A 26,971-nucleotide genomic window follows, 5' to 3' on the forward strand; every position below is an offset into this window, starting at 1 on the left:
GTCAGTAATGCAAATTCATCTCGCTAATCCCCGTGGTTTCTGCGCCGGTGTAGACCGTGCCATTACCATTGTAGAACGTGCGCTGGAAATGTTTAGCCCGCCTATCTACGTGCGCCACGAAGTGGTACACAACAAATTTGTGGTAGATGGCTTAAAAGACCGCGGTGCGCTGTTTGTTGATGAACTTAATGAAGTGCCTGATGACAGTATTGTGATTTTCTCTGCCCACGGGGTGTCACAGGCGGTGCGTCAGGAAGCGGAATCTCGTGGTCTGAAAGTGTTTGACGCCACCTGCCCGCTGGTAACCAAAGTGCATATGGAAGTGACCCGGGCCAGTAAAACCGGCACCGAGTGCATTCTCATCGGCCACGCCGGACACCCGGAAGTGGAAGGCACCATGGGTCAGTACGACAATGACGAAGGTGGCATTTATCTGGTTGAGTCCTCAGACGATGTGGCAAAACTGGAAGTGAAAGACCCTGAGCACCTGTACTTCTGCAGCCAGACCACGTTATCGGTGGACGACACAGCAGACGTGATTGATGCGCTGCGTGAAAAATTCCCGGCGATTTCCGGCCCCCGTAAAGATGATATCTGCTACGCGACCCAGAATCGTCAGGATGCGGTGCGTGAACTGGCTGGTGACTGCGAAGTGCTGCTGGTGGTGGGGGCGACAAACAGCTCTAACTCCAACCGGCTGCGTGAGTTAGCCGAGAAGATTGGCGCTAAAGCCTATCTGATTGCTGATGAAACCAGCATTCAACAGGAATGGCTGGAAGGCGTTCAACATGTTGGCGTAACAGCTGGTGCGTCGGCGCCTGAAGTATTGGTACAGCGTGTGGTTTTGCAACTCAAAGCATGGGGCGCAGAAACTGCATCTGAGCGTCCTGGACGCGAAGAAAACGTAGAATTTGCAGTACCTAAAGAGCTACGCGTAAAACAAGTTAGCTAAATAATTTTTCTGTTTTTCCCCTCCAACGGGGCGAATTTCGCCCCGTGAATTATACTATTCAATACCCATTACCCCCTGCTGATACTTATCAAACACCGCCCTTAATGTAGGATTATTGCGGGAAAGGTTTATTTTTCGGCAACTTCGACATAGGTATTCAGGTTATGCGTCAGCATACGTTGCAACAGCGTCAGTCTGGTGTGGGCTTCATTGAAGTCCTCATTACCCTGTTCGTGCTCGCCATTGGCCTGCTCGGCGTTGCTTCATTACAGTTTGTTGGCTCATTTGCTAATCGCGATGCAATTAGTCGAACACAGTCTGAACTGGTTGCAGAGCAGGTAGCCGAACGCCTTCGGGCAGCCACACGTCCTGCGGTGGCTGGCGATGGCCTGGTGGTTAACAACGAATATTTTGTTGCCAACAATTATAACTTTGCAGAGCTTTCCTGCGGCTCTGATGATCCCTACGCTTGCCATTGTTTAGCGCGCCCTTCTGCCATACCAGACTGTGAAGGTGGAACGTGTAGTGAAGCGCAAATGGCGCAGTACGACGCGTGGTCATTGTCTTGCTCTGCAGTGCAGACCAACAAAACGATTACGCTTAATGTGAATTGTACCGACAGCAACGGCGGCGATACGGATACCTGCTCAGCCGGATCCCGCATTCACATCATACTCACCTGGCCAGTAACAAACTCTGCCAATCAGAAATACTCTCTGAATAATCGATGCAACGATACAAATACCAGTAATGCCTGCGTGGTTAAGGATGTCACCCTATGAACCAGCGCGGCTTTTCACTTGTTGAGTTAATGATTGCCTTGGTTTTAGGGCTAGTGATAAGTGGTGCGGTAATTCAAACCATGATCAGCTCCAGAGTCACCAACTCTCTTAATCAATCGGTGGGACAGGTGCAAGAGTCTGGACGTTTTATCATGGCGCGTTTCGGCCGCGAGCTGATGGAAGTAGGGCGATATGATTCTATTGTAACGACGGTTGACGGCACTGTGGATTCTGCGATTGAAGCCGCATTTGTACAAAATCGCCCCATCGGCCTGTCGGGAGACTATCTGTCTGATATCAACTTAGGGGCTAAACAAGGTGCATCAGGCGTCAGTGACGAACTGGTGGTAAATCAACTGGGCAGCGAAGACTGCACAGGTAATCGCTTTGGTTATCCTGATGGTACGCAATTTCATGTCGTTAACCGCTATTACGTTAATGACAACAAACTTTATTGCACCGGTTATGACGGCCGAGTGTTGAGGGGCCTTCGTGCTTCCACTATTGCAAGTCGTTCGGTGATCCTGATGGATAACGTGGAAAGTTTTCAGGTGCAGTATGGGGTGACCGATTCGGTGACCACTTCACAAGGGCAAGCGGTGCGCTATGTGACTGCAAGCCAGTTACCCGCATTGCGAACAGCCGGGCGTCAGGCAGTGGCGATCAGGCTTGGAATTTTATTGATGAGCGACCGCTCTGAAGTCAGTCAGATTGCACCTCGTGACATCGCTGTATTGAATGAAGCCGCCATTGAAACCGATAACGACCGGTACTATCAGGTGTTTACCCAAACCCTGGCACTGCGCAACATGAAGAATTTTGTGAGGAGTCTGTGATGCACGTTAATGGTCGCCAGCAGGGAATGGTGCTTATTCTGGCATTGCTGGTGCTGATTTCTCTTACCATCTTAGGGGTCAGCGCAGTGTCATCCAGTCTTGGCCAAAATAAAATGGCCGTGACGATGCAGCGTTCAGGTATGGCCTTTGACGCCGCCGAAGCGGCGTTGGCCGGGGTGTTTTTCGAAGCTGAAGATGAAATTTTGCTGGTTGACCCGGCCAGAACCGATCCGCTTTCTGAGGCCCGGCAGGCTGCAGTTTTCGACCCTGAGAACGATACCCTCATGTGCAATGACGCGCGCTGGACAACCCGCCGGGTAACCGCAGCAGGTTTGTCTGTTGGCGCAGAGCATACCAATACCGGCAACTATCAAAATGACATGCGCACCGACAGTTGGTCGCGCACTGCGTTTGTCCGCGAACAAGCTTGTCGCGGTTCGAGCAATGTCATTGGTGGCAGCAATGTAAACTGTCACGTTTTCGTGATTAAAGGATGTGGCGCAGTTGCCGAGCGAAACAGTGTCGTAGCCAATACGGTCACGGCTGCCGTTGTAGCCCCCGCATCGCAGTAGGAGTAATGACCATGAAAAACATTTATCGCTTTTTAGTTTCGTTTCTGATGTGGTCATGCATTGGCTTTGCTGCGTGGGGAGACGACTTAGACATTTATCTGGGCACAGCGAATTCGGCGAAAACGTATCAGCCTAACGTGATGTTTATCATGGATACGTCGGGCAGTATGCAAGCGTATGACAATACCAGTCAGACCCGCATGCTCAGAGTACAAAATGCGCTTAAAGACGCACTGCGCGAATCTACGAATATCAACGCGGGTTTAATGCGTTTTTCTGATTATGGTGGCCCCGTGCTGTACCCACTTCAGGCCATCGATTCTTCTGTTAATCCTGAACTGATAACATCGACAGCTGATAGTGGCGATGATGCTTCAGAGCGCTCAGGCTCTGTAGATACCACTGCCAACTCCCTAAGACTAACCTACGGCACCTCGACCGTGACCTCGGGCTTGCGGTTTACTGATCTGAATATTCCTCAGGGAGCAACCATCACCAGCGCCTTTTTGCGTTTGACCTCCAGCCAACTGAATTCCGCAGCATCAGTGATCACCATTCGGGGTGAAAAAGTTGCAAATAGCCAGCCGTTTACAGCGTCAAGTGGCAACATTACGGCTCGCCCTACAACAGCAGCAGAAGTGATCTGGGATCAAGACAATGCCTTTCCAGTAACGGACGAGATGGTGATTACGCCAGATTTTTCTCCGGTCATTCAGGAAATTGTCGGGCAGGCCGCATGGTGCGGTGGGCAAGCGTTAAGCTTAATTATTGAAGGCACGAGCTCAGATCCTTCCAGTGAGCGTCGTGCCCGGGCAGCTGATTATGGCACCACCGATGCGCCTCAGTTAGTGGTGACTTATGATGAATCTACCGCCACCGGGTGTATTTCGGGGGAGGGGCTCTATCAGGTTTCATCAACTAAGGATAACGCCGAAGAGAAAAATAATGGCCGCCAGTCTACGGGCACAGAGTTGACGATGAATGCCAACTACAACAGCTACATCGGTATGCGTTTCACCAATATCAATGTGCCTAAAGATGCCGTGATCAGCCGCGCCTACATGCTGTTCACGGGTTACAGCTATCATGGCGGTAACGCGTCCTTGAAGATTTCCGGTGCAGCAATAGATGATGCCGATGACTTCAGCCCTTACAGCCGATACATGCTGCGTAATATGCCTAAAACGGGCAGCGTGAACTGGACGGTGCCTCGATTCTATGAGAATTGGACATACCAGACCCCGGATATTACCTCGATTGTTCAGTCAATTGTAAACCGTGGCGGCTGGAGCGCGGGTAACGATATGATGATGATACTCAGCGATTTCTATGGCGACCGCGGTGCCTATTCAGTTAACGGCAGTGCGTCCAGAGCGCCGCAACTGTATATTGAGTTCAATGGTAATGCGACACCGGGCGTTTCTGCCACCGTTCGTGAGCACTTGATTGGTAAAGTTGACGAGTTATCTGCCAGTGGTTACACACCCATCGTTGATACCTTGTACGAAGCCGCCCGTTACTACGGTGGACTTTCTGTAGACTATGGTCTGACCCGGGGTAATTACTCAGTGAGTGGTACCGTGCGACGCAATACCCGCGTTAGCCACCGCTCTTCCTATACCGGTGCTGATCCCGTGCGACCTAACGGCTGTGATGAAGAGAACCTAAGCGATTCAGACTGTATCAATGAATACATTCCAGCGGGTGCCACCTATATTTCACCGGTGGTGGATTTACAATGTCAAACCAACAACCACATCGTTTTGCTTTCAGATGGCGAGGCCAATAGTAATCACAGTGTTAGCAAGATTCAGTCAATGCTGGGCAAAAGCTGCACTGGGAGTGGTGGAGAAAAATGCGGTCTTGATTTAGTCAACAATATCAGCAAATCAGAAACCTCGGTAATTGACCGCCGGGTTATCACTCACACCATTGGTTTTGCGGCCAATACACAGGCGAATAACTTCTTAAATCAGTTAGCGTTGCAAAGTGGCGGTGGTTTTTATCAGGTGGACAACAGTGCCGACCTGCTCACCGCATTTCAAACCATTCTACGTTCGGTGAAAGACATTAATGCCACGTTCGTATCGCCAGGTGTTGCTGTTAACCAACTCAATCGTCTTACCCACAAAGATGAGCTTTACTTTGCCTTATTCAAACCCTCTGAAGGCACTATCTGGCCGGGCAACCTGAAGAAATACAAAATCAGTGGTGAAACTGTTCTGGATAAGAATAATGCCAATGCAGTTGATTCTGTAACCGGGTTCTTCTCGGATGCTTCTCACAGTTACTGGTCAACGTTGAAAGATGGAAACGATGTGCGCCAGGGCGGTGCAGCCAGTCAGATGAATATTAGTCGAAATCTGTATGTATTCGATACACCGGGAACTATCGCTTCTACACTGAATGAATTGAGTGAAAACAATCCGTTAATCACCACCAGTGATCTGGCCATTGATGCGCAGCCAGACCCCTTGTCTCTGCGGCACGAACTGCTGAAATGGTCGCGTGGGGTGGACGTAAAGGACTCCGATGGCGACGGCGATTCAACCGATGTGCGTTTACAGATGGGCGATCCTATTCACTCGCAACCGGTAATTGTGAACTACTCGGCCACAGATTCAGCTATTTTTGTTGCCACAAACCAAGGTTTTCTTCACTCTTTTGATACAGAAACCGGCGAAGAAAATTTTGCAATCATCCCGCGGGATCTGCTTTCTAACCTGCACGATTTCTATGTTAATTCCTCCAGTTTTAATCATATCTATGGTTTAGATGGTGACATGGTTCTGCGCACCGTAGGCAACAGTACCTATTTGTATGTCGGCATGCGTCGAGGCGGGAATAATTACTACGCATTTGATGTAACCAGTAAGTACTCGCCTAAATTGTTGTTCAAGATTGAAGGGGGCTCCCCCGGTCTTGAGAAACTTGGCCAAACCTGGTCGCGCCCCACGATTACAAAGGTTCGATACGGTAGTACCGAAAAGAACGTGATGATTATCGGTGGTGGTTATGAAGAAGGTCATGACACAAAAGATGAGCGTGATGGCGATGCACTAGGTAACGCGGTGTACATTTTTGACGCTGATACGGGCGCATTGCTGTGGGAAGTGAGCAATGAAGATGCGAATCTTAATATTGCGGAAATGCAATACAGCATTCCCAGCCGTATTTCAGTGATTGACCGCGACAACGACGGGTTTGCCGACCATATGTATGTCTCTGATATGGGCGGGCAACTGTTCCGTATGGATATCTACAATGGTGAAACGGGTTCTGACTTTATGAAAGGTGCCCGGATTGCTGATTTTGGCGGCACACTCAAGCCTGAAAATCGTCGCTTCTATTATGGCGCCGATGTGTCTGAAGTCGCCCTGGGTGATGAGTTATTTTACGGTGTTGCGATTGGTTCAGGCTGGCGAGCTGCGCCGCTGGACACCGATGTGAATGACAGATTCTATTTCCTCAAAGACAAAGGTGTTTTTAAGCATGATGCCGACGGGCATTATGTGTTCGATACGCTGGCAACAGAAAGTACCTTGTACGATGGCACTGAGTCACTGCTTAGCAGCAGTGATACCAATACGCAAGCGGCAGCCATCGCTGAATTGGCCAGTAAAGATGGATGGTTTATCCGCTTAACTACGGCGGGTGAAAAAGTACTTTCATCACCGTTGATCATTGATTACAAGATTTTCTTCACAACCTATGTGCCCGCGGTCAGTTCGGAAAGTGCCTGCGCGCCGCCAACCGGGAATAGTCGAGCGTATCTTGTGGATATGCTAACCGGAAGTGCAGTGGATGATCTCAATAACAATGGTGACATTGATAAAAGCGATCGCTATGCCGAACTTAAGCAAACGGGCATTGCGCCGGAAACGAAAATACTGATTGAAGAAATTGTTCAACCGGTGGTGTGCTTGGGTACGGAATGTGTTTCGGCGGTCATCGACGTCGATAGCGACGGTAATGAACAACCATGTACTTCAGCGTTTGCCTGTTTGGCGCAGAACATTTTTGGTCGATTCGAACGGGTACAACAAAATAGCTGGACGACAGAGAAAGAAAGGCAGTAGAAATGGCAGTAAAAGGCAGTAAAAATAAGGGGTTCACGCTAATCGAACTGATGATTGCCGTTGCGATAGCGGGTATCTTAGTGGGAGTAGGGTATCCGGCATACCAAAACGTCATTAAGGAGAGTTATAGAAAGTCGGCGCAGGCAGACTTGATGGCCTTTGCTGCGGCAATGGAACGGCATCACACCGGAAACTTCAGTTATGCCGGAGCTGCTACCAGTGGTTCTGACACGGGAAGTCCTGAAGTGTTTTCATCCTGGTCTCCGGCTTCAGAGGATGCAGCTAACAAGCGCTATAATCTCACCATTGAAGCAGCCAATGGCGTAGCTTACGAACTCAGAGCGACACCTGTATCCGGTTCAAGTCAGGCGACTGACGGCATCCTGGTTTATTTCAGCGATGGCCGAAAAGGGTGGGACGAAAATAATAGCGGTAGCGTTGAAAGCAGCGAATTCTGTTGGTCTTGCTAACGATTCAACCACTTTGATGCATCATGGCCTAATAGTATTAAGCCGCGAGATCTTATCAACCAGCGCGTTGGTTAATGGATGCCGTCGGTTGAAAGGCGTGGTAATTGCCTTTGATGTTCCATCATGATCTTTCCATGCAACGGTAATGTTTCCTGACTTCAATAAGGGGAATGGTGGTGCATTGGTTTGCCTGGCGGTGTCTAGGGAAATGCCGTCGGAGAAAATATCTGTGGTTGTCCAGCCAAGTGAATAGTTTATCTTACCTGATGCAGAGCCAGGATCGATACTCTGTGTGTTCGCGCTTAATCTTCCATCCTGATTTGTTGTGAAAACGCTGAACTCAGCCACATCTCGCATACCATTGCCCGTTGATGATTGCAGTATTACCCGCGCGTTTTCAGCACGTGATGTCATCTCACCGGTCTCAGGCAGAGCCTGTGATGTAAGTTGTAGCTGGTAAAGCAATGTCACTGTGCTGCACACTGCACTGCTCGATATGATAATGGTGAGGATCAGTTCAAACATCGAAAAACCGGTCTGATAGCCCAATAGTGGCGAAGTTCGAATGTGCATAAATACGTTTTCACTCTCTTGGTTCATGGTAAATGAGCTGTGTTTATTTCACTGTGTTTAATTCATTGTGTTTAATTCATTGTGCCGGGCTTCTCTGTGCCAGGTATAACTGCAAGTTGCTGTAGTGCGGGACTGTGCTGCAGTTGCCTGAGCAATGCATGGTCATAAACCACATTAAAGTGGCTGTCAGATGAGGTCGGATGATTCACCAGTAGACTTCCGGTTATCTTCGTATTTTCTGCCATTTTCACTTTCCAACTAAATTGGTTGTTCACCCGCAGGCTCACTACCATACCGAAAATCGACGCGTGGTCTTCCAACTCCAGATGTCCATTTTCAACCACCAGTAACGCTGGCGCGGCGCGACTCCCTATCATTTGTTTTGCCCTGATTCGACAATGCCCAGTAATCCAGATAAAGCTTGCTGGCGATGGGAGCGGGTCACAACTGGTGGCTGTTACCCATGCGAGTTTCTGATAATCAGCAACGCGACTGCCATCGAGATCAGAAGCAAAAAGGTAATGTGCTATAGGAATGTTCAGTTGAGTGTCATTTTCGACAATATCTGATGCGCGATGAATATCTGAACTGAGTGCCGAGGCTTTGCAATGTAAAAGGTTAATCATTTCAGTTTCACAGGTAAGCCGGTTAGACGCACTTAACACCGGAGTCGAAGACCACAATGAATAACGATAAGCCGGATTTTGCTTCGATGGCGGAAGGTAAAGGGTAAAGCCACTTTGGTGATGAAGGTGAGAAAACATGACAAGTGGGGCGGGGGGCACATTCATGAGCAGCGGAAAGCGAACAATGTCCATCTCGCGGCGTTGCGTGAACGGGCCTGCCGAGCGTTGAACCGACAGATGCGCAGAGAGTATGTCCGCATCATTAAAGCGGGTTTCCTGAACATGGCTGACATGTTTCGATATGGCTGGCGGTAGGTTTGCAGGCCACTTTTCAGGCAGATACATTTGCGTGATAACGTTGTTGATCGCTACGTCTTTTTTAGCTTGAACTGCCAAAAATTGTTGTCGCCAGAGGAGCTGTTCTGTCGTACCGGTTAAGGTCATGGTTAATGTCATACCGGTGGCGGCCACGAGTAGCAGTAGTAATAAAGTCGCGCTTAGCCAAATGCCCCCGCGTTGATAATGTCTTAAGGCAGAACGCATTCCGTTAGTTTCCATGTTGCAGCGCTACCGTAAATTGCGTTTCCCTGAATATCGTCGAAGCGCCTTTCAATGCGAGTCTCAGTTCAATGTGTAGCAAATGCTGTTGTTGTGATGGGGTTAGATTTATTGAAAAGTGTTCAACGGTGACAAAGCGAGGGTCGGTGATATCGTGCCATCCGGTTTGGCCGCAACGTCTGCCCGCGGTGCGCGACTCCAGCGCACTGTCTTTTAGCCGGAATCCTTTGTGTTCATTTACTGGTGCATTATCGGCAATGCCATTGTTATTGAGGTCGACGGCAAAAAGTACACAACTTTTCGCTATTTCGCCTGGATAGGCACCAAGTTCCACTGTTTGCTGGAATGCAACGATGTTGGTTCCTGTTGCCAGAACATGTTGGCGATTCGTGCCCGTATAACCACTCTGACGCAGTTCTGTCGTGAGCGTGGCCACAATGCGCATCATTTCGTGCTGCAGCAACAATTCGTTTAAAAGTTGTTGCTGACTATTTCTCATAGTGGCAATGAGACTGGTCAGGCTTACGATAAACGAGAGGCCGCACGCCAATGTAATAAGCATGGTGAGTAAGGTATAGCCCCGTTGCGTCAGCATTTAGCATAGCCACCAAAACGGCGTTGCAACAAGCACACCCTAATCCGCCCCTGGTTACTCACGATGACTTTTCCACTTAAGTTATCAATGCTGAAAGTGAGGCTTCCAGCTCGGCCCGACACGCCACCGGTAGAGGCGGAGAAAGTCGGATGCGTTGTGGCTTTATAAGTTGTTTTTTCAAGCGTGACATCAGCGTGGGTGCGAATGTTAGCCGGCGGGATGCCAACTACGGCCTTGCAATCACCAGCCACTTTGCAATCACACGTTTTAAGCGCAATAACCAAACACCAGTTGTTGCCGCCAGCATGTGAAACAGTGACATTCGTTGATGATGCAATCGCCAGGTTTTGAGCCCTTCGTAATTGCAGTGCGGCATTGTCGAGAACCCGGGTAAGTTTGAGTAACGACAATTGCTCGCTGAATGCCGGTACGGCGAGTGTAGCCAGAATCGCTGTGATTGAAAGACTGACGAGTAATTCAGTAAAAGTAAGTCCGTGTTGTCGCACCAGAACTGTCCTTGTGTTCTGCAGAGAGCTGCGTAGTTAACCTGATAAAGTGAATTGCAGTTTAGTGACTACAAGGAAGAAAGTATGCTGTACCAAAGGAAGGATTCCACGGCTCAACAGGGCGTTAGCCTGGTTTCGTTATTAATTTCAATGACAATTGTTGCGGTGTTAAGTGCGCTGTCGGTGCCGTCTTACATGGATTATTTACAGCGAAAGGACATGCAACAAGTTCGGCATAAGCTCATGACATGGCAGGCTGAGCAAATTCGATTCCGGCTGGGAAACGACAAATATGCCAGTACGGCGGAATTGTCTTCAGTGTCGGTGGCAGATTATGTGTTTAGTGTTGTCGCTGTTACTGCAACAGACTATACGTTGCAAGCTAAGCGCACACGGGCGTTAAACGATGGTTGCGATACACTTACTGTTACCGGGTCGGGGAGCTATTTGCCGGCAAAGTGTTGGCGTTAACTGCAAGTGAGGTCGGCGCCAGCTAAATCTTCTTTAATGCCGTTGCCGCTATTATCCACGGCCACCGCCACCCGTCCGTATAAGCTGATTAACACCGCTGAGGCAGATTTAGCATCACCAGAAGCAGGACAGAGCTTGATGGTCACCGCGTTACTAACGCTGCCATCAGGGGAAAATACCAAAGCACCTGTGTGCCCTGAGATATTGACACCCGAAGAGACGGGGTCGGATGAACTGATTAAGGGTTCTGCATCATCACGACTACCATTACCGTTACTGTCTACGAAGACGATTTTTGCCTGACGCCAGTCGCCTGAGCAGGTTTTATAATCGGCCGATGGGCATACCAGTGTGGTTTCTTCAGTATCGATTGCTGTGAAACGCGCTGTGCGGGCTGCATTACTGATATCGTTAACGGTGGCGATAACCTTGTTTTGTTCGAGCACGGTTTGAATGGCCGGCGCACCGACGGTCAGCAAAATCGCCACAATGGCAACGCCTATCATTAATTCAATTAGTGTTAAACCGGTTTGCCTGCTCATGGAATATTGGTCAGAATGCTTTTTACTCTTTAATCAGAGTAACCGAATTAGGCGGTTGTTGCGTATATAAATTACAGCATACAGCTATACGCCTATACCCAAACCAATATCAACGACTGATGATGGGGTGTCGATTTTAAACACCTTTTTCGTTTCAGGCGTATATAATTAAGAAATAGGATTTAAGTCGAAATAGGGACGATGGTACGGCCCTTTACACCTTTCGTCTGTGTGTGAAAGCAAGTTTTTGTTATACAATGGTTTTGCGACGCAGATGGATGTCGTATCAGTTCACTTAACAATGAGTAGCAAGTTATGAAAAAAATTGAAGCGATAATCAAACCGTTCAAAATGGATGATGTTCGTGAGGCGCTGGCCGAGGTAGGTATCGCGGGTATGACCGTCACTGAAGTTAAAGGTTTTGGCCGTCAAAAAGGGCATACAGAGCTTTACCGTGGTGCTGAATACCAGGTCGACTTTCTGCCAAAAATCAAAGTTGAACTGGTACTGGCCGACGATCAAGTACAGCAGGCAATCGAAGCTATTGAGGCGTCAGCAAAAACAGGCAAGATTGGTGATGGGAAGATCTTTGTGACTTCTGTAGAAACCGCCATCCGTATTCGTACCGGCGAACAGAACGAAGAAGCGATTTAAAACGAAAAAGCCGGAGAAGGCAGGGCCTTATCCGGCTTTTTTTGTACATAATCGAGCTTAGTGGTGGTGACCACCTTCGCCGTGAACGTGACCATGATCAAGTTCTTCCGGCGTGGCTTCTCTTACCTCGACCACTTCAACGTCGAATTGTAAGGTAACGCCTGCCAGCGGGTGATTGCCATCTACAACCACATGATCATCGTTTACTTCAATAACGATTACAGACTGCTCACCGCCTTCCGACGACGCGCGGAATGACATGCCGGGTTCTACTTCCATCCCTTCAAACATATTTTTAGGCACGCTTTGCACCAGCTCATCCATACGCTGACCGTATGCTTTTTCGGGTTCTACTGTGGTGCTGAATTTGTCGCCAGCCGTTTTACCAACCAACTCGTCTTCTAAGCCTTCAATCAGAAAACGTCTGCCCATCAATACTACCAGCGGGTTCTTACCCACAGATGAATCGAGTTCGGTACCGTCTGTCGAGACAGTGTAGTGTAGCGTTACCACACTATCTGTTGTAATAGTCATAGTTATTCCTGTGATGGATTGTGTCTCACGACACGTGAATGTGTGTTATTGAGCAATCAGTGTGGTGATAGTCAGATAACGACGATTATTCTAAATTATAAGGCAATGCTGTAAAACATGCCTGTAGTTCAGGGCTACTTGCCAATCTGTGCTGCGTGCTACTTTCGGTATCATTCGGTAACACAGCCATAAACCAAGTCTGTTCTTTAAGTTGCGCTTTACGAATAACGGTGCCGCCGCGGCGCCAGCCATTTTCCAATTCTTTTTCTACGGTATCACCTACGTTAACATCAACAGCCTGTGGGATACAAAAAACGTAACCTGCGCGTTTGTTTTTACCCAGATAGCGAGTGCGAGCCACCACTTCCTGCCCCATGTAACAGCCTTTGTTGAAATCAATACCGTTCAAGGCTTGCACGTTCATCATTTGCGGCACGAATTCGTTCACTACAGCGCCTGAAACATCGGCGATGCCATGCTTTATCGCTAATGCTTCATACACATCCGAGGCATATTCTGTCACCGAGTTATCTGCCATCCATTGCTGAAATTGGGTCGCAGCGTCGGTATGGAGTGCCAGGAGCAACTGATCAGAGGGAAAATCTTGTCTTACCACCACACCCGCGTCATTTTGCAGTGTAGTGAGTCCAACATCGGGAAGGGCACCAAAAACGTCAACTACCCATTGTGCTGTTTTATCGCCAGAAACCGCAAACAGCGTGACATCATCTGCTCTGTCGTTAATTTCTACTTTGGAAAAAACGCCATATTTTTTCAGTTGCTCCAGCGAGGATTCGGCACAGCCTTTTGGCATTGTTAACCAAATTTCATCTTGCCATCTGTAAACGGTACTGAGCGACCATGTTTTACCTTTAAAGTCGCAATGGGCCGCGTGTCTGGCGGTTTGCTCATCTAACTTCTTAACATTTACAGTCAGTTGGCCTTGCAAGTAATCGTCACGTTGCTCACCAGCAATCGACAGCACCGTGTAGTGAGTCAGTGGAATGGCATAATCAGCAGCAAGGCTATCAAGTGTTTCAGGCGTAACCATTGGAAATCCGTAGTAAACTGGTTTATCTCCTATCAATGGGGGAGGATTTTCTATTCTCAACCACCGAAACGGGTAAAAAGGACGGTGAGAGTAGGTCGGGCTTCTGGTATAGTGCGGCGGATAAGTAATGAGGTAGATAGATAAATGTTCACAGAGAAAAGATACAACCGCTTAAAATGGGCCTGTCGACGCGGCATGCTTGAATTAGATGTACTGTTTCTGCCTTTTGTTGAAGAAGCATTTAGTGATTTAGACGCAGAGAAACAAGAAACCTTTGAACGACTGTTAACGTGTGATGATCCTGATCTTTTTGCCTGGTTTATGGGCCACCAGAAATGTGACGATCCTGAACTTGCCGAAATGGTGAAAATCATCCTGGATCGTGTCAAAGTATAATTTCACTCTGAAATGCTGGTCGTTCCGTCGATTGGGATTCTTAATGCCACTGTCGGCGGCGTCTATCGTTTTGTTGTGCCTTCCTCCTACAGCGAAAAGCTGGCTGCCGGGAAACCTACCTGAACTGCTCATCGTTTTTCTCGTAGTAATAACGTCAGTATGGCAATTTAGAACTAACATTCTGTGTGTTTTCTGCGCGTTGTTGAAGAGGCCTGTTCACGATTCAGCGAGAGATATTGCCCGCCCAACTATATTCGTTGAAGTCGATGGCGACATTTGGACTGAACAAGAGTCAGGAGCGATACGACGCAGACAAATAAATATAAACCACAGCCGACTGTTTCCCGGTGCAATGTTCCTTCAATTCAGAACTGAAAACGGTGATGTGAGCTATCGCTGGGTATTCAGAGGGGAATGCGATGAGTTGTATTATCGTCGATTGAGCCGGCTTATCGTTACATGAAGCTTTTTTGGAGATGCGTGTATGTTTGGTTTAATGTTCAAGGCGTTGACACACCGGCCTGACAAAAATTTACTACGGCAATTTAAGCCACCCGTGGTACCCGCGATTACACGGGAAAAGAATATCATTATTGATGATAAGCATTTGGCCCAGTATGCATCGCTAACCGGTTGGGAGCATGCGGTATTGCACCCGTGTTATATTCAAGTGCTGTCATTGCCGCTGCAGTTACAATGTCTGGCACATAAACGAAGTCCTTTTCCCCTGTTAGGCTTGGTACATCGGGAAAACAAGATTCGTCAGTTGAATCACCTCGATAAAGCAAAGCCTTTTGAGATGCGTGTGGGATTTTCCGATATTAGTGCCCACAAAAGAGGGTGGGACGTGAAAATGTACGCCCGCGCGTTGCAAGACAATCAGTTGGTGTATGATGCGCAAGCGACCTATCTTGTGAAAGCAAAAGCGCCCCATGTGTCAACGGAAAACAATGCTGGCACCGGAACGGTCCATATCAAGCCGCAGATAGAATATGCTGACGCAACCACGCATATCGAAGCGCCAAGGAATATTGGCAGGCGCTATGCGAAACTGTCCGGTGATGCGAATCCTATACATTTGAATGCGTTAACGGCCAAACCATTCGGATTCCCTCGCGCCATCGCTCATGGTATGTGGACACTCGCCATGTCGGTAAGTCATCTTTATCCGGCAGCACCGGTCACGGAAATCACCGTTAATAATCAATTTAAGAAGCCGTTGTTATTGCCTGGCCTGGCGCAGTTAAAGACGGCGCAGAGTAACGGCGATACTCGCTTCTTACTGGAAAATGCAGACAACAATGAGCCGGTGATAACCGGCGTTATGGCGAACTTCTTTGCCCTGTAACCGACGCTTTTAGCTCAATAAAAAGCCCACGTTAATTAACGTGGGCTTTTTGTTTGGTGACAAGATCACTTCCGGTAGACCCTTAGTGGTCTTTTACCGTCGCCATAGAGCCGGGTTCGGGTTGCCATTTCGCAGGAAGCGGTTTCAACACTGTAGGCTTGGCCTCAGGAAGCAAGTCAGGATAATCAAGATTATAATGTAGTCCGCGACTTTCTTTACGCTCCATGGCACAGCGAACAATAAGCTCAGCCACAGTGACCAGGTTACGCAACTCTAATAAATTGTTGGAGACACGGAAATTGGCGTAATACTCCTGAATCTCCTGGCTCAGTAGCTGTATTCGTCGTAGTGCTCTTTCCAGGCGTTTATTGGTGCGCACAATGCCAACGTAATCCCACATGAAGAAGCGCAGTTCATGCCAGTTGTGCTGAATGATGACCTCTTCATCAGAGTTGGTCACCTGAGACTCATCCCACGGCGCTATCGGTTCTTCTACGTAATTGTCTTGCAGATGACTGAGAATGTCTTTTGCTGCTGCGGCGGCGTACACCACACATTCTAACAGCGAATTTGACGCCATTCGGTTAGCACCGTGCAATCCGGTATAAGCTACCTCGCCCACAGCGTATACGTTGTCCAGATCCGTTTTAGCGTTGAAATCTGTCATCACGCCCCCGCAACTGTAATGCGCTGCGGGCACCACGGGAATGGGCTGTGTGGTGATATCAATACCCAACGACAAGCACTTCCGATAGATATTCGGGAAATGTTTGACCACGAATTCCGCCGGCTTGTGGCTGATGTCGAGATACATACATTCTGCACCCAGACGTTTCATTTCATAATCGATGGCACGGGCGACGATATCGCGGGGAGCCAGATCACCGCGTTCATCAAACCGTTTCATAAATGGTGTGCCGTCAGCGTGACAAAGGCGGGCACCTTCACCGCGCAATGCTTCGGTGATCAAAAAGTTTCTGGCCTGGGGATGATATAAACAGGTTGGATGAAACTGATTAAATTCCATATTGGCAACACGACAACCTGCGCGCCATGCCATAGCAATACCATCACCGCTTGAAACATCTGGGTTCGACGTATATTGGTAAACTTTACTGGCGCCACCTGTGGCAAGCACGATGAATCTGCTGCGAATAACTTCAACGTGAGCGCGCTGCAGGTTCCATACATACGCACCAGTACAATTCTGGCTATTTTGCTTTGAACGGATAAGGTCAATCGCATTATAGCGTTCAAGAAATTCAATGTTTGGATGGGCTGAAACCACGTCATTTAACGTAATTTGCAATGCTTCGCCGGTGGCATCTGCAGCATGCAGAATGCGGCGATGACTGTGTCCACCTTCACGGGTAAGGTGAAAACGTTCTTCACCTTTTTCATCGGTTTCGGTGTCGAAAGGTACGCCATGATTAATAAGCCAGGTGAGCGCTTCTTTGGCATTTTCGGCGGTAAATCTAACCGCCGCTTCCTCGCAAAGACCGGCACCCGCATTAAGTGTGTCGGCCACATGCGCGTCAATTGAATCCTGCTCATCGAACACGGCAGCAATGCCACCCTGAGCGTATCGGGTAGAGCCTTCATTACGATCACTTTTACTCAGTACGATAACCCGGCAATGGTCGGCGAGTTTAAGCGCAAGACTAAGACCCGCAGCGCCACTGCCTATTACGAGTACGTCGCACTGGTGTTCAATACTTTGATGTTCCGCTGAAGGTAGTGATGAAGCCACTGATTTCATGGTATTTTAGCGGTTTATAACTAGGATAAGGTTCGGCAAGTCTAAATGAAGCGTGGAAAAAGGCAAATCGCCAATATCCCGTTATGGTAAATTTTCTTATATCTTTTATTGATAATTTAAAGTTTGACCGCATTTTCTTCGAACTTTCTGAAAAATATGCAGTCTACCTGTTGCTTGCATGAGCTGTTTATGTGGTAGATGTTAAGGAGAAATGGCTCGGATGAGCGAGCAGATAACCGATCAACAGATTGTTGAAAAGGTACAGAACGGTGATAAAAACGCATTTAACCTGCTGGTAACCCGTTATCAGCATAAAGTCATGCATCTGGTGTCAAGGTATGTGAAAAATACTGGTGATGTTGCAGATGTCACGCAAGATGCGTTTATTAAAGCTTACCGTGCTTTGCCCAATTTTCGTGGAGACAGTGCGTTTTATACCTGGCTCTACCGTATCGCTGTTAACAGTGCAAAAAATTATCTCGTTGCTCAGGGGAGAAAACCGCCTGCCAACGATGTAGATGCAGAAGAGGCAGATTACTACGACGGCAGTGACGCGCTCAGAGAGCAGTCTACCCCCGAACGCAGTTTGCTTTCTGATGAAATTGAAGCAACGTTGTTCCGTGTGGTAGAAAAACTGCCTGACGATTTGCGTATGGCTATTACGCTTCGGGAGATCGAAGGACTAAGTTACGAAGAGATCGCCAGTGTAATGGGTTGTCCGGTAGGCACGGTACGTTCTCGGATCTTCCGGGCACGTGAAGCCATCGACAAAGTCATTCAGCCACTTTTGGAAAATTAATTTAGTTTTTTTTCGCGATGAAGTTGAACTTTCTCGGGATGAAGTGAACTAACTAGCTGTGTTATGGTAGCAAGCGATCATTTGGATCAGGATTTTATAGTATGACGCAACAGCAAGAAAAATTGTCAGCCTTTATGGATGGTGAGACAGATAGCGCTGAAATTATGGAAGCTATCCTCAATGATGAAGAGCTGAAAGCAAAATGGCAGCGTTACCATGTTATCCGTAGTGGTTTACGCAAAGAAGCAACGGTGGCACCAGAAATGGATATCACCGCAGCAGTGGCTGCAGCGTTAGACAGCGAGCCAACAGTCATGGCGCCTAAGCGCTCAGGCTGGAAATCACTGCCACTTATTGGCAACGTGGTTCCATTTGCAAAGCAAAGTGGCCAGTTTGCGGTTGCGGCTTCCGTTGCCGTTGCCGTTATCTTAGGCGTGCAGCAGATGAATCAGCCAGAGCCTACGGAACCGTTTTCGACATTCGAAACGCCGGGACGCATTGGTGGTTTATCACCAGTTAGTCTTGAGCAAACTCGTACGTTGCCTCGCAACGATATGAGCGTGGTTCTGGAAAAGAAACGTAAGATTAATGCTATCATTGCAGACCACGAGCAGCAGATTCAGCTGAAACAAGCTGAAGATCAGAGTAACGAGGTAGATCAGGAAGCGCGGTCAAACGTTAATCCAGACTAAGAGTTTCGATGACAAGAGCATTTTTTAATAACGTACCAGCTCCCTCGGAGCTGGTACGTTTGTTTTCACCGCGGAATTTTTGCACTTATAGCCTGGCGTGTGTTGGGCTCGCATTTTCTGTTCATGCACAACAGCCCCCACCCCCACAAGTAAAGAGCCAATCCCAGCCAGATGCTATTGTGTCTGAGCAAAACTCCATGCTGGCCGACGACGACAATAATGCATTGGCTGATGTTTATCCCTATGCTCTCACGGAAAAACCGCAATCTGCCACAGATTGGATGCTGAAAATGTCTGCGGCGGTGAGAACGCTGAATTTTGAAGTGTCGTTTGTTGTAAGCAGACTGAATCAAGAAACGGTACCGTTCTTGTGGCGTCATGGTGTGCTTAACGATGGCACTTCGGTTGAACAGCTGAATTTACAAAATGGACCTGGACGGGAACTGATTCGATTTGGTGATGTAGTCAGTATTTTTGAACCTGATGCACCGCCTTATAGTTTGCAGTCTAAATACATCAATGGTCCTATTCCCAGCGAGTTACTTTATGATCCGATGTCGCTGGTGAAGGGGTACGATTTTGTTTCTGTTGGCCGTGCGCGCGTAGCCGGCAGACCTGCTCAGCAGCTACGGGTTGTTAGTCGTGATAATACGCGTTTCAGTTATCAGCTATGGCTTGATCAGCAATCAGGTATGCTGTTGAAAATGAATACCCTGGATTTACAGGGTAATGTGCTTGAACAAATCCAGGTAAGTTCGTTTGAGATTCATCAACAGGCTCCGGAATATTTTGCAAAAGTAAACAGAGACTCGTTACCTGCCGCCCTGGCACTGCATTCGGCAGCAAACCGGGCGCAAAACTGGGAAGTGGATTACCTCCCCAGTGGCATGGTTGAGGTAAAACAGGATATCAGGCGACTGGCAGGAACCGGTCAGGTTGTTGAATACAAATTATTTTCTGATGGACTGGTCGATGTGTCAGTTTATGTGCAGCCCGCAGCCGATGCCATCGGTTCTGACCTGGTGTTGCGCCATGAACTGAGTACGTTTCTGAGCCTGACTGACGGTAAAGCCCAGGTTACGGTGATCGGAGAAATTCCTTTGCAAACGGCGAATGCCATTGCAACCTCGTTGAAATTAAAGGACGACAACGGTGATTAAAGAAACGGCGACAGTGGTGGCCGTAGACGGCGATCTCATCACCGTGGAAGCGGCCATTAAAACTACGTGCTCAAGCTGTCAGGCGCAAAGTGATTGTGGTTCTGGAGTTATTTCACGGGCACTGTCGCCACGCACGCAACAGCTTTCCTTGCGTTCGCCGGTTCCCTGTAAAGTGGGCGATACTGTGCGTATCGGTGTACCTGAAGCCGGGGTAGTGGCAGCGTCTTTATGGCTCTATGTTGTGCCTCTCATCGTATTGGTAATATCGGCTATTGGGGCAGGGCAGAGTTTGCCCCGCCTGGGTTTGCACAGCGAACTATGGGCACTGGCAACCAGCCTACTGTTAACCTTTGGCTCGTTCATCCTGATCTCAGGTCATCTGAAGAAAATTGACCAAACTCGCTTTCAACCGGTTATTTTAAGCGCTACCATTTCCACTCCAGAGATTTACACGCCACAAAAATAGCGAAGGGGTGACGCCAAGCCCCGGTATCACCCCTCAATTTCTGCAATAATTCGTGTTAATACCGTAGACTATCCTAAATGGTGAAGCTTATTCGCTTTTCGCCGAATAAATAGGTAAAATCCGCACGCTTTGCACCAGCGTATTTTTATAAACGCAAGTGGTGTCGTGAAACAGTAAGTCATAAACTTACTTTCCGGTTTGTTTAATTCTATCTCGCAGGACATTTTCCAGCATTATGCAACAGTCGCACATTCGTAATTTCTCTATCATTGCCCATATTGACCATGGGAAATCCACGTTATCAGACCGTCTGATCCAACATTGCGGAGGATTGACTGACAGGGAAATGGCTGCGCAGGTTCTTGATTCAATGGATCTGGAGCGTGAGCGCGGTATCACCATCAAAGCCCAGAGCGTAACGCTGAACTATAAAGCGAACGATGGCGAAACTTATCAGCTGAACTTTATCGATACCCCGGGACACGTAGATTTTACCTATGAAGTTTCCCGTTCACTGGCAGCCTGCGAAGGCGCACTGCTAGTGGTTGATGCCGGTCAGGGCGTGGAAGCACAGACACTTGCCAACTGCTACACCGCTATCGATCTGGATATGGAAGTTGTGCCAATCCTGAATAAAATCGATCTGCCTCAGGCTGAACCTGAGCGTGTGGCAGAAGAAATTGAAGACATCGTGGGTATCGATGCTATTGACGCCGTGCGCTGTTCAGCGAAAACCGGTATTGGTATCGAAGAAGTACTCGAAGTGATTGTTAAGCGTGTACCGCCACCTGTGGGTGAGCGTGAGGCACCGCTAAAGGCATTGATTGTTGACTCCTGGTTCGATAACTATCAGGGCGTTGTATCTTTGGTTCGTATTGTCGAAGGCGAACTGAATGCCAAAGACAAAATTAAAATCATGTCCAACGGCCAGGTGCACCAGGCAGATAAAGTGGGTATCTTCACGCCGAAGCAAACCGAAACCGGTACCCTTAAAGCCGGTGAAGTAGGTTTCATTATTGCGGGTATCAAAGAAATTCACGGCGCGCCGGTGGGCGATACCATCACGCTGGCCCGTGCTCCTGCTGAAAAAGCCTTGCCGGGCTTCAAGAAAATCAAGCCGCAGGTTTATGCCGGTGTGTTCCCGGTCAGTTCAGACGACTACGAAGATTTCCGTGATGCGCTGGATAAACTCAGCCTGAATGATGCCTCTTTGTTCTTCGAACCAGAGAGTTCTGCCGCACTGGGCTTTGGTTTCCGTATTGGTTTCCTGGGCATGCTGCACATGGAGATTATTCAGGAGCGTCTTGAACGCGAGTACAATCTGGATCTTATCACTACCGCACCCACAGTAATCTATGAAGTGGTTACTACCAAGGGTGAAACGGTGCAAGTGGACAACCCGTCTAAGCTACCAGCCGTAAATGAAATTGCTGAAATTCACGAACCGGTAGTTGAGGCCAATATTCTGGTTCCGCAGGAATTCCTGGGTAATGTCATCACACTTTGCGTTGAGAAGCGTGGTGTGCAGACCAACATGGCTTATCACGGTAAGCAGGTCGCGGTAACCTATGAACTGCCGATGGCTGAAGTGGTGATGGATTTCTTCGACCGTCTTAAGTCAACTAGCCGGGGCTTTGCTTCACTGGATTACAACTTCAAGAAGTTCCAAGAATCAGACATGGTGCGGGTGGATGTATTGATTAACGGTGAGCGTGTTGATGCGCTGGCGATGATCACGCACCGCGAAAACAGTCAGGGCCGTGGCCGTGAACTGGTGGAAAAGCTGCGTGAACTCATTCCTCGTCAGATGTTTGATATCGCCATTCAGGCGGCAATCGGTAACCATATTATTGCACGAAGCACAGTGAAACAACTGCGTAAGAACGTAATCGCCAAGTGCTACGGCGGTGACGTAAGTCGTAAGAAAAAGCTGCTGCAAAAACAAAAAGAAGGGAAGAAGCGCATGAAACAGGTAGGTAACGTTGAGTTACCTCAGGATGCGTTCCTCGCTGTTCTCAAGGTAGGTAAGTAATGGCAAATTATTTTTCGATTTTGTTGGTTATCCTGACGGTAGCCACCGGTCTCATCTGGCTTCTCGATAGTTTGTTATGGGCACCGGCAAGGAAGCAGAAGTCTGTACAAGGTACAGAAGCTGCATCGTCTGCGACAGGCCAGCAAGCCGAATTGCCGTGGTTAGTAGATACATCTCAACAGATTTTTCCTGTTATCGCCTTTGTATTGGTGCTGCGCTCGTTCTTGTATGAGCCATTTCAAATACCGTCGGGCTCAATGATGCCAACTCTGTTGGTGGGCGATTTCATTCTGGTAGAAAAGTTTGCTTACGGTTTGAAAGATCCGGTGCTGCGAAACAAATTTATCGAAACCGGCGAGCCTGAGCGGGGCGATGTGGTGGTGTTTAAATATCCTGAAGACACCAATGTTGATTACATCAAGCGTGTGATTGGTCTGCCGGGTGACACTATCGTTTATCAGAACAAACAGGTTTTTATTAAGCCTTACTGCGAAAGCGGCAGTGACTGCCCTGAAATGGAGCCGGTTCCACTGGAGTTTCAGGAGCGCGGTGAATTTGTTCAGGATATGGTGCCGCTGCTTCGCTACACCGAGCAACTGGGCGATGTGACTCACGATATTTTGCGTAATCCGGGTCGCAGTATTCCTGCTTCAAATTTCTATACACAACCAGGTACCCGTAGCAACGAGTGGATTGTGCCGCAAGGCGAATATTTCGTGATGGGTGATAACCGCGAAAACAGCCGTGACAGCCGTTTCTGGGGCTTTGTACCCGACGACAACCTGGTTGGTAAAGCGGTAGCCATCTGGATCAGCTTTGAATTTGAACGTTCTGCAGACAGCTTCCTGCCGGGTTGGGTTCCTACCGGCGTCCGTTTCAACCGTGTAGGTGGCATTGAGTAATGCAGGGTATCGACAGATACGCACGGTTGTCGAAGTTACTCGACTATCGTTTTAAGGACGAAGGGTTATTAGAGCAGGCGCTCACGCACCGCAGTGCGGCAAAAAAGCACAACGAGCGCCTGGAGTTTTTAGGTGACGCAGTATTGGGCATGGTTGTCGCCGACGCCTTATTTGCCCGCTTTCCCACGGTGCCAGAAGGCAAGCTCACTCGCATGCGTTCCACACTGGTAAAAGGTGACACCCTGGCAGAAATGGCAAAAGAAGCCGGCGTCGGCGAACTGCTCAAACTGGGCCAAGGGGAGCTGAAAAGTGGCGGTCACCGTCGAAGCTCTATTCTCGCTGATGCCGTAGAAGCCATTCTCGGCGCAATTTATTTAGATGACGGTATCGACACCGTACGCGGTGTTATTCTGCGTTTATGGTCAGACCGTATCGATCGCCTTGATCCGAATGAACATCCTAAGGACAGCAAAACCCGGTTACAGGAGTACCTCCAGTCCCGCCGTGAGCCGTTACCGGTTTACGAAGTGGTGACCATTAGCGGTAAGGACCACGCACAAACCTTTGAAGTCAGTTGCACCGTAGCGCGATTGGATGCACCGGTTTTTGGTGTGGGGAATAGCCGCCGCAAAGCAGAACAACAGGCTGCTAAAGAGACATTGGAGAAGCTTGAACATGCATCTGAATGATGATGTCGAAACCTATTGCGGATTGGTTGCCATTGTCGGCCGTCCAAATGTGGGTAAATCCACACTACTGAATCGTATTTTGGGTCAAAAGGTCAGTATTACCTCGCGTAAACCGCAAACGACCCGTCACCGTATTTTGGGCATTGATAGCGAAGAAGCTTATCAGACCATTTACGTTGATACGCCAGGGCTTCACCAAGACGAGAAAAAAGCCATCAACCGTTACATGAACCGTGCCGCTTCCAGCTCATTGGCTGAGGTTGGGTTGGTGCTGTTTGTGGTGGAAGGGACTCGCTGGACTGAAGAAGACGAGATGGTGCTGACGAAAGTGAAAAACAGTCGCCTGCCTTGTTACCTCGTTATCAATAAAGTAGATAAAGTCGAAGACAAAGCGTCGTTGATTGATCAAATCCAAATGCTGTCTGAAAAACATGAGTTCGACCATATTTTTCCGGTAAGTGCAAAAAACGGCAAACAAGTAGATGCACTGCGTGAAATGGTGCAGAAGTCTTTGCCGCCGAGCGAGTTCTATTATCCTGAAGATTACATTACTGATCGCTCCAGTCGCTTTATGGCAGCGGAAATTATCCGCGAAAAACTGATGCGATTCACCGGTGATGAACTGCCTTATTCCACCACGGTTGAGATAGAGCAATTCAAACTCATGGAAAATGGTGTATACCGAATTAATGGTCTTATTCTGGTAGAACGCGATAGCCAAAAACGTATGGTTATTGGTAAAGCCGGCAACCATATTAAAACCATTGGCGAGCAGGCCCGTAAAGATATGGAGAACCTGTTTGATAATAAGGTTTTCCTTGAGCTGTGGGTGAAAGTGAAACAGGGTTGGGCTGATGATGATCGCGCCTTACGTTCACTGGGCTACGGCGACGACTAAGTGATCCGTCTTACCATGTTGTGGAGGTAAAATGTCTCTTTCTGATATTCGTCGGCAATATTCAAATGCGCATTTAACTGAGCAGGAGCTCACTGGGCATCCTATCGCGTTGTTTCGTAAATGGTTAGATGATGCCATTCAGTCAGACAGTCCGGACCCCACTGCAATGACAGTGGCCACGGTAGACCCATCAGGCCAGCCATCGCAGCGCATTGTATTGCTAAAAGATGTTAGTGAGGATGGATTCCTGTTTTACACCAACCTTGGTAGTCGCAAGGCGCAAGAGTTGTCGCAAAACAACAAAATCTCTCTGCATTTTCCTTGGTTTTTTATGGAACGCCAGGTACGCGTTTGTGGCACCGCGCATAAACTGTCTACCACTGAGAATGCAAAGTACTTCTTCTCTCGTCCTAAAGACAGTCAGCTCGCGGCTTATGCCTCTCGTCAGAGTCAGCCTATTGCAACCCGCGAGCTGCTTATGACGCAGTTTAAGCAGCTTAAAGATAAGTTCGCTAACAAAGCACTGCCGGTACCGGATTTCTGGGGTGGTTTCCGTGTTGAACCGCACCAGATAGAGTTCTGGCAGGGTGGGGAAGACCGTCTGCACGATCGTTTTGAATACAATAAAACCGCAGACGGCAACTGGACCACGCAGCGCTTAATGCCGTAGCTTCTACTTATGATAGACAGCCACTGTCACCTGGATTTACCCGCCTTTGATGACGATCTTGATGATGTACTTCAACGGGCGAAAGAAGCGGGCGTCAGTGGTTTTTTAATTCCGGGTACCACGCCCGCGGGCTGGCAAAAACAGCTCGACATTCAGGCCAAATATTCAAATATCTATCTGGCTTTCGGCATTCATCCTTGGTTCATTCATGGCACATTGGATGATGCTCTGTCTGATTTGCAGCAAATGGTCGCAACACACCGTGAAAGGGTTTGCGGCATTGGAGAAATCGGCCTTGATGCCACCATCGAATTACCTCTTGCGGAGCAGGAAACGTGGTTACTGGCACAAATAGATGTCGCTAAGCAATATAAACTTCCGGTAATCCTTCATCACCTTAAAACCCATCACCGTCTACCTGCACTCATCAAACAGTCAGGCTTTACCCATGGTGGTGTCGTCCACGCTTTCTCTGGCAACGCGCAAGTGGCAAAGCAGTATATTGATTTAGGGTTTAAACTTGGGGTTGGTGGCACTGTCACTTATCCCAGAGGGCAAAAGACGTTAAACGCGGTGGTGGAAGTAGGGTTAGATAATATTCTGCTTGAGACCGATACCCCTGATATGCCCGTTTATGGCTACCAGGGGCAGCGCAACGAGCCGGCTAGGCTGGTAAATGTGGTAGGCATATTAGCCGAAGCCTTTTATACCTCGCCGGAAATTATCAGCGCCCGCACAAACACGCATTTCAGGCAGTTGTTTACTCAGCCCTGACCAGAAGGCTTCATATCCATACTGGTAAGGTATTCATCGGCATCAGTCACTCCTTCGAGACTGGCTTTTTTCAGCCAGGCAATACCCTGCTGACGATCGGCCATTACACCTCGGCCCTCAATCAGCGCGACACCATAGTGATATTTCGCCAAACTGGAATAGCCCGCGGCGTCATTGGTGTTGGCGCCACGCTTCATCAGTGCCGTGGCTTTCGCTAGATCCTTTTGTACCGCCACACCGGTTTCATACATCTGTGCAAGCCAAATCATGGCGTAAACGCTGTCGAAACGTTCGATGCAGTCATTAAAGATTGCCAGGGCTGCAGCGTGATCGCCGGTTTTCTCTGCTGCGTAGCCGTAAAGACACTTAAGCTGATTATGGCTGTTGATCATACTGTCGTAGCTGAGCTCATTACCGGTGACTTCGCGGGCTATGCTACTGGAAGGCGGTGGAGCATCCTGCTCTGGGAGGGCCGCTGCCGGCAGGACGGGAAGAAACACTGCAACTAAGTAAACTATGTTGACAACTTTCATACCAAGCTCCTTTCTCAAAGAGGTGTTGGTTGTTATTTAAACATTATCAAAG

29 protein-coding genes are annotated in these 26,971 nt (G+C 48.5%); 20 read left to right on the top strand and 9 right to left on the bottom strand.

The features are described 5' to 3' along the window. Positions 1 to 7: 7 nt before the first annotated feature. The 6 genes from ispH (at position 8) to ACXAFQ_RS16405 (ending at position 7,691) form a co-directional block, all read left to right on the top strand. A complete protein-coding gene (gene ispH, locus ACXAFQ_RS16380; RefSeq protein ID WP_474824510.1) occupies positions 8 to 952 on the top strand; it encodes a 4-hydroxy-3-methylbut-2-enyl diphosphate reductase in 945 nt (314 codons plus the stop codon). Between the two features lie 164 nt (positions 953 to 1,116). Next, on the top strand, positions 1,117 to 1,734 hold the full coding sequence (locus ACXAFQ_RS16385) for a prepilin-type N-terminal cleavage/methylation domain-containing protein (protein WP_070126662.1): 618 nt from the start codon (positions 1,117 to 1,119) through the stop codon (positions 1,732 to 1,734). After that, on the top strand, positions 1,731 to 2,570 hold the full coding sequence (locus tag ACXAFQ_RS16390) for a PilW family protein (protein ID WP_474824511.1): 840 nt from the start codon (positions 1,731 to 1,733) through the stop codon (positions 2,568 to 2,570). Before ACXAFQ_RS16385 ends, ACXAFQ_RS16390 begins: the two co-directional genes overlap by 4 nt. Then, positions 2,570 to 3,142, top strand: coding sequence for a PilX N-terminal domain-containing pilus assembly protein (locus ACXAFQ_RS16395; protein ID WP_474824512.1), 573 nt, complete (start codon positions 2,570 to 2,572; stop codon positions 3,140 to 3,142). Before ACXAFQ_RS16390 ends, ACXAFQ_RS16395 begins: the two co-directional genes overlap by 1 nt. Before the next feature lie 11 nt (positions 3,143 to 3,153). Then, positions 3,154 to 7,221, top strand: a complete 4,068-nt coding sequence (locus ACXAFQ_RS16400) for a PilC/PilY family type IV pilus protein (protein ID WP_474824513.1) — start codon at positions 3,154 to 3,156, stop codon at positions 7,219 to 7,221. A 2-nt stretch (positions 7,222 to 7,223) separates the two neighbouring features. Further along, the gene (locus ACXAFQ_RS16405) at positions 7,224 to 7,691 is read left to right on the top strand and encodes a type IV pilin protein (protein ID WP_474824514.1); all 468 of its coding nucleotides are present in this window, start codon (positions 7,224 to 7,226) and stop codon (positions 7,689 to 7,691) included. A gap of 21 nt (positions 7,692 to 7,712) precedes the next feature. Here ACXAFQ_RS16405 and ACXAFQ_RS16410 read toward each other — a convergent pair whose 3' ends face one another. The 4 genes from ACXAFQ_RS16410 to ACXAFQ_RS16425 are packed head-to-tail and all read right to left on the bottom strand — an operon-like array spanning position 7,713 to position 10,549. Next, a complete protein-coding gene (locus tag ACXAFQ_RS16410; RefSeq protein ID WP_474824515.1) occupies positions 7,713 to 8,291 on the bottom strand; it encodes a hypothetical protein in 579 nt (192 codons plus the stop codon). A gap of 44 nt (positions 8,292 to 8,335) precedes the next feature. Then, a complete protein-coding gene (locus tag ACXAFQ_RS16415; protein WP_474824516.1) occupies positions 8,336 to 9,448 on the bottom strand; it encodes a hypothetical protein in 1,113 nt (370 codons plus the stop codon). After that, the gene (locus tag ACXAFQ_RS16420; protein ID WP_474824517.1) at positions 9,438 to 10,043 is read right to left on the bottom strand and encodes a hypothetical protein; all 606 of its coding nucleotides are present in this window, start codon (positions 10,041 to 10,043) and stop codon (positions 9,438 to 9,440) included. Before ACXAFQ_RS16420 ends, ACXAFQ_RS16415 begins: the two co-directional genes overlap by 11 nt. Then, entirely contained in the window at positions 10,037 to 10,549 is a 513-nt protein-coding gene (locus tag ACXAFQ_RS16425; protein WP_474824518.1) for a GspH/FimT family pseudopilin, read from the bottom strand. The genes ACXAFQ_RS16420 and ACXAFQ_RS16425 overlap by 7 nt, the downstream gene beginning before the upstream one ends. 84 nt (positions 10,550 to 10,633) lie before the next feature. Here ACXAFQ_RS16425 and ACXAFQ_RS16430 point away from each other — a divergent pair, with 84 nt between their 5' ends. Continuing rightward, a complete protein-coding gene (locus ACXAFQ_RS16430; protein WP_474824519.1) occupies positions 10,634 to 11,020 on the top strand; it encodes a type IV pilin protein in 387 nt (128 codons plus the stop codon). Here ACXAFQ_RS16430 and ACXAFQ_RS16435 read toward each other — a convergent pair. After that, complete coding sequence (locus ACXAFQ_RS16435; protein WP_474824520.1) at positions 11,017 to 11,562, bottom strand: GspH/FimT family pseudopilin; 546 nt, start codon at positions 11,560 to 11,562, stop codon at positions 11,017 to 11,019. The genes ACXAFQ_RS16430 and ACXAFQ_RS16435 overlap by 4 nt on opposite strands. A gap of 315 nt (positions 11,563 to 11,877) precedes the next feature. Between ACXAFQ_RS16435 and ACXAFQ_RS16440 the strand changes: the two genes are divergently transcribed. Continuing rightward, positions 11,878 to 12,216 carry a P-II family nitrogen regulator gene (locus tag ACXAFQ_RS16440; RefSeq protein ID WP_070126672.1) on the top strand — a complete coding sequence of 113 codons (339 nt, stop codon included), beginning with the start codon at positions 11,878 to 11,880 and terminating at the stop codon, positions 12,214 to 12,216. Positions 12,217 to 12,273: 57 nt separating this feature from the next. On the opposite strand, the gene ACXAFQ_RS16445 is transcribed toward ACXAFQ_RS16440, so the two are convergent. Both ACXAFQ_RS16445 and ygfZ read right to left on the bottom strand, forming a co-directional pair. Next, a complete protein-coding gene (locus ACXAFQ_RS16445) occupies positions 12,274 to 12,750 on the bottom strand; it encodes an FKBP-type peptidyl-prolyl cis-trans isomerase (RefSeq protein ID WP_474824521.1) in 477 nt (158 codons plus the stop codon). An 85-nt stretch (positions 12,751 to 12,835) separates the two neighbouring features. Beyond that, positions 12,836 to 13,801: a CAF17-like 4Fe-4S cluster assembly/insertion protein YgfZ gene (ygfZ, locus tag ACXAFQ_RS16450; protein ID WP_474824522.1), complete on the bottom strand. Its 966-nt coding sequence runs from the start codon at positions 13,799 to 13,801 to the stop codon at positions 12,836 to 12,838. Between the two features lie 144 nt (positions 13,802 to 13,945). On the opposite strand from ygfZ, the gene ACXAFQ_RS16455 reads away from it, so the two are divergent. Both ACXAFQ_RS16455 and ACXAFQ_RS16460 read left to right on the top strand, forming a co-directional pair. Continuing rightward, a complete protein-coding gene (locus tag ACXAFQ_RS16455) occupies positions 13,946 to 14,197 on the top strand; it encodes an FAD assembly factor SdhE (RefSeq protein ID WP_070126675.1) in 252 nt (83 codons plus the stop codon). Between the two features lie 484 nt (positions 14,198 to 14,681). Further along, complete coding sequence (locus tag ACXAFQ_RS16460; RefSeq protein ID WP_474824523.1) at positions 14,682 to 15,545, top strand: MaoC family dehydratase; 864 nt, start codon at positions 14,682 to 14,684, stop codon at positions 15,543 to 15,545. 82 nt (positions 15,546 to 15,627) lie between these two features. Here ACXAFQ_RS16460 and nadB read toward each other — a convergent pair whose 3' ends face one another. Beyond that, a complete protein-coding gene (gene nadB, locus ACXAFQ_RS16465) occupies positions 15,628 to 17,304 on the bottom strand; it encodes an L-aspartate oxidase (RefSeq protein WP_474824524.1) in 1,677 nt (558 codons plus the stop codon). Between the two features lie 220 nt (positions 17,305 to 17,524). Between nadB and rpoE the strand changes: the two genes are divergently transcribed. From rpoE to ACXAFQ_RS16515, 10 genes are all read left to right on the top strand, one after another. Beyond that, complete coding sequence (gene rpoE / locus ACXAFQ_RS16470) at positions 17,525 to 18,103, top strand: RNA polymerase sigma factor RpoE (RefSeq protein WP_070126678.1); 579 nt, start codon at positions 17,525 to 17,527, stop codon at positions 18,101 to 18,103. Between the two features lie 101 nt (positions 18,104 to 18,204). Beyond that, the gene (locus ACXAFQ_RS16475) at positions 18,205 to 18,795 is read left to right on the top strand and encodes a sigma-E factor negative regulatory protein (RefSeq protein WP_070126679.1); all 591 of its coding nucleotides are present in this window, start codon (positions 18,205 to 18,207) and stop codon (positions 18,793 to 18,795) included. 179 nt (positions 18,796 to 18,974) lie between these two features. Beyond that, positions 18,975 to 19,955, top strand: a complete 981-nt coding sequence (locus ACXAFQ_RS16480; protein ID WP_474824525.1) for a MucB/RseB C-terminal domain-containing protein — start codon at positions 18,975 to 18,977, stop codon at positions 19,953 to 19,955. Further along, positions 19,948 to 20,421 (top strand): SoxR reducing system RseC family protein, encoded by a 474-nt coding sequence (locus tag ACXAFQ_RS16485; RefSeq protein ID WP_474824526.1) that lies wholly within the window; start codon positions 19,948 to 19,950, stop codon positions 20,419 to 20,421. Before ACXAFQ_RS16480 ends, ACXAFQ_RS16485 begins: the two co-directional genes overlap by 8 nt. 235 nt (positions 20,422 to 20,656) lie before the next feature. After that, positions 20,657 to 22,453: a translation elongation factor 4 gene (gene lepA, locus ACXAFQ_RS16490; protein WP_474824527.1), complete on the top strand. Its 1,797-nt coding sequence runs from the start codon at positions 20,657 to 20,659 to the stop codon at positions 22,451 to 22,453. After that, positions 22,453 to 23,355 (top strand): signal peptidase I, encoded by a 903-nt coding sequence (gene lepB, locus ACXAFQ_RS16495; RefSeq protein ID WP_474824528.1) that lies wholly within the window; start codon positions 22,453 to 22,455, stop codon positions 23,353 to 23,355. The genes lepA and lepB overlap by 1 nt, the downstream gene beginning before the upstream one ends. After that, a complete protein-coding gene (gene rnc / locus ACXAFQ_RS16500) occupies positions 23,355 to 24,044 on the top strand; it encodes a ribonuclease III (RefSeq protein WP_070126684.1) in 690 nt (229 codons plus the stop codon). Before lepB ends, rnc begins: the two co-directional genes overlap by 1 nt. Continuing rightward, positions 24,031 to 24,942 (top strand): GTPase Era, encoded by a 912-nt coding sequence (era, locus tag ACXAFQ_RS16505; RefSeq protein ID WP_474824529.1) that lies wholly within the window; start codon positions 24,031 to 24,033, stop codon positions 24,940 to 24,942. The genes rnc and era overlap by 14 nt, the downstream gene beginning before the upstream one ends. A 31-nt stretch (positions 24,943 to 24,973) precedes the next feature. Further along, positions 24,974 to 25,612, top strand: coding sequence for a pyridoxamine 5'-phosphate oxidase (gene pdxH / locus ACXAFQ_RS16510; RefSeq protein WP_474824530.1), 639 nt, complete (start codon positions 24,974 to 24,976; stop codon positions 25,610 to 25,612). A 9-nt stretch (positions 25,613 to 25,621) separates the two neighbouring features. Continuing rightward, entirely contained in the window at positions 25,622 to 26,386 is a 765-nt protein-coding gene (locus ACXAFQ_RS16515) for a TatD family hydrolase (RefSeq protein WP_474824531.1), read from the top strand. On the opposite strand, the gene ACXAFQ_RS16520 is transcribed toward ACXAFQ_RS16515, so the two are convergent. Continuing rightward, positions 26,377 to 26,919: a tetratricopeptide repeat protein gene (locus ACXAFQ_RS16520; protein WP_474824532.1), complete on the bottom strand. Its 543-nt coding sequence runs from the start codon at positions 26,917 to 26,919 to the stop codon at positions 26,377 to 26,379. The two genes, ACXAFQ_RS16515 and ACXAFQ_RS16520, sit on opposite strands and share 10 nt — an antisense overlap. Positions 26,920 to 26,971: the final 52 nt, after the last annotated feature.

It is taken from the genome of Alteromonas sp. ABH2_165 (assembly GCF_056159945.1).

What these genes read in the sequence shown, in the direction of transcription:
- rpoE (WP_070126678.1), top strand. Translation starts at nt 17,525, where the DNA reads ATGAGCGAGCAGATAACCGATCAACAGATTGTTGAAAAGGTACAGAAC.
- rnc (WP_070126684.1), top strand. Translation starts at nt 23,355, where the DNA reads ATGCAGGGTATCGACAGATACGCACGGTTGTCGAAGTTACTCGACTAT.
- ACXAFQ_RS16435 (WP_474824520.1), bottom strand. Translation starts at nt 11,562, where the DNA reads ATGAGCAGGCAAACCGGTTTAACACTAATTGAATTAATGATAGGCGTT.
- lepA (WP_474824527.1), top strand. Translation starts at nt 20,657, where the DNA reads ATGCAACAGTCGCACATTCGTAATTTCTCTATCATTGCCCATATTGAC.
- ACXAFQ_RS16475 (WP_070126679.1), top strand. Translation starts at nt 18,205, where the DNA reads ATGACGCAACAGCAAGAAAAATTGTCAGCCTTTATGGATGGTGAGACA.
- ACXAFQ_RS16445 (WP_474824521.1), bottom strand. Translation starts at nt 12,750, where the DNA reads ATGACTATTACAACAGATAGTGTGGTAACGCTACACTACACTGTCTCG.
- ACXAFQ_RS16390 (WP_474824511.1), top strand. Translation starts at nt 1,731, where the DNA reads ATGAACCAGCGCGGCTTTTCACTTGTTGAGTTAATGATTGCCTTGGTT.
- ACXAFQ_RS16415 (WP_474824516.1), bottom strand. Translation starts at nt 9,448, where the DNA reads ATGGAAACTAACGGAATGCGTTCTGCCTTAAGACATTATCAACGCGGG.
- ACXAFQ_RS16440 (WP_070126672.1), top strand. Translation starts at nt 11,878, where the DNA reads ATGAAAAAAATTGAAGCGATAATCAAACCGTTCAAAATGGATGATGTT.
- ACXAFQ_RS16430 (WP_474824519.1), top strand. Translation starts at nt 10,634, where the DNA reads ATGCTGTACCAAAGGAAGGATTCCACGGCTCAACAGGGCGTTAGCCTG.
- ACXAFQ_RS16420 (WP_474824517.1), bottom strand. Translation starts at nt 10,043, where the DNA reads ATGCTGACGCAACGGGGCTATACCTTACTCACCATGCTTATTACATTG.
- ygfZ (WP_474824522.1), bottom strand. Translation starts at nt 13,801, where the DNA reads ATGGTTACGCCTGAAACACTTGATAGCCTTGCTGCTGATTATGCCATT.
- ACXAFQ_RS16410 (WP_474824515.1), bottom strand. Translation starts at nt 8,291, where the DNA reads ATGAACCAAGAGAGTGAAAACGTATTTATGCACATTCGAACTTCGCCA.
- era (WP_474824529.1), top strand. Translation starts at nt 24,031, where the DNA reads ATGCATCTGAATGATGATGTCGAAACCTATTGCGGATTGGTTGCCATT.
- ACXAFQ_RS16515 (WP_474824531.1), top strand. Translation starts at nt 25,622, where the DNA reads ATGATAGACAGCCACTGTCACCTGGATTTACCCGCCTTTGATGACGAT.
- ACXAFQ_RS16455 (WP_070126675.1), top strand. Translation starts at nt 13,946, where the DNA reads ATGTTCACAGAGAAAAGATACAACCGCTTAAAATGGGCCTGTCGACGC.
- ACXAFQ_RS16520 (WP_474824532.1), bottom strand. Translation starts at nt 26,919, where the DNA reads ATGAAAGTTGTCAACATAGTTTACTTAGTTGCAGTGTTTCTTCCCGTC.
- ACXAFQ_RS16385 (WP_070126662.1), top strand. Translation starts at nt 1,117, where the DNA reads ATGCGTCAGCATACGTTGCAACAGCGTCAGTCTGGTGTGGGCTTCATT.
- ACXAFQ_RS16395 (WP_474824512.1), top strand. Translation starts at nt 2,570, where the DNA reads ATGCACGTTAATGGTCGCCAGCAGGGAATGGTGCTTATTCTGGCATTG.
- lepB (WP_474824528.1), top strand. Translation starts at nt 22,453, where the DNA reads ATGGCAAATTATTTTTCGATTTTGTTGGTTATCCTGACGGTAGCCACC.
- nadB (WP_474824524.1), bottom strand. Translation starts at nt 17,304, where the DNA reads ATGAAATCAGTGGCTTCATCACTACCTTCAGCGGAACATCAAAGTATT.
- ACXAFQ_RS16460 (WP_474824523.1), top strand. Translation starts at nt 14,682, where the DNA reads ATGTTTGGTTTAATGTTCAAGGCGTTGACACACCGGCCTGACAAAAAT.
- ACXAFQ_RS16405 (WP_474824514.1), top strand. Translation starts at nt 7,224, where the DNA reads ATGGCAGTAAAAGGCAGTAAAAATAAGGGGTTCACGCTAATCGAACTG.
- pdxH (WP_474824530.1), top strand. Translation starts at nt 24,974, where the DNA reads ATGTCTCTTTCTGATATTCGTCGGCAATATTCAAATGCGCATTTAACT.
- ACXAFQ_RS16400 (WP_474824513.1), top strand. Translation starts at nt 3,154, where the DNA reads ATGAAAAACATTTATCGCTTTTTAGTTTCGTTTCTGATGTGGTCATGC.
- ispH (WP_474824510.1), top strand. Translation starts at nt 8, where the DNA reads ATGCAAATTCATCTCGCTAATCCCCGTGGTTTCTGCGCCGGTGTAGAC.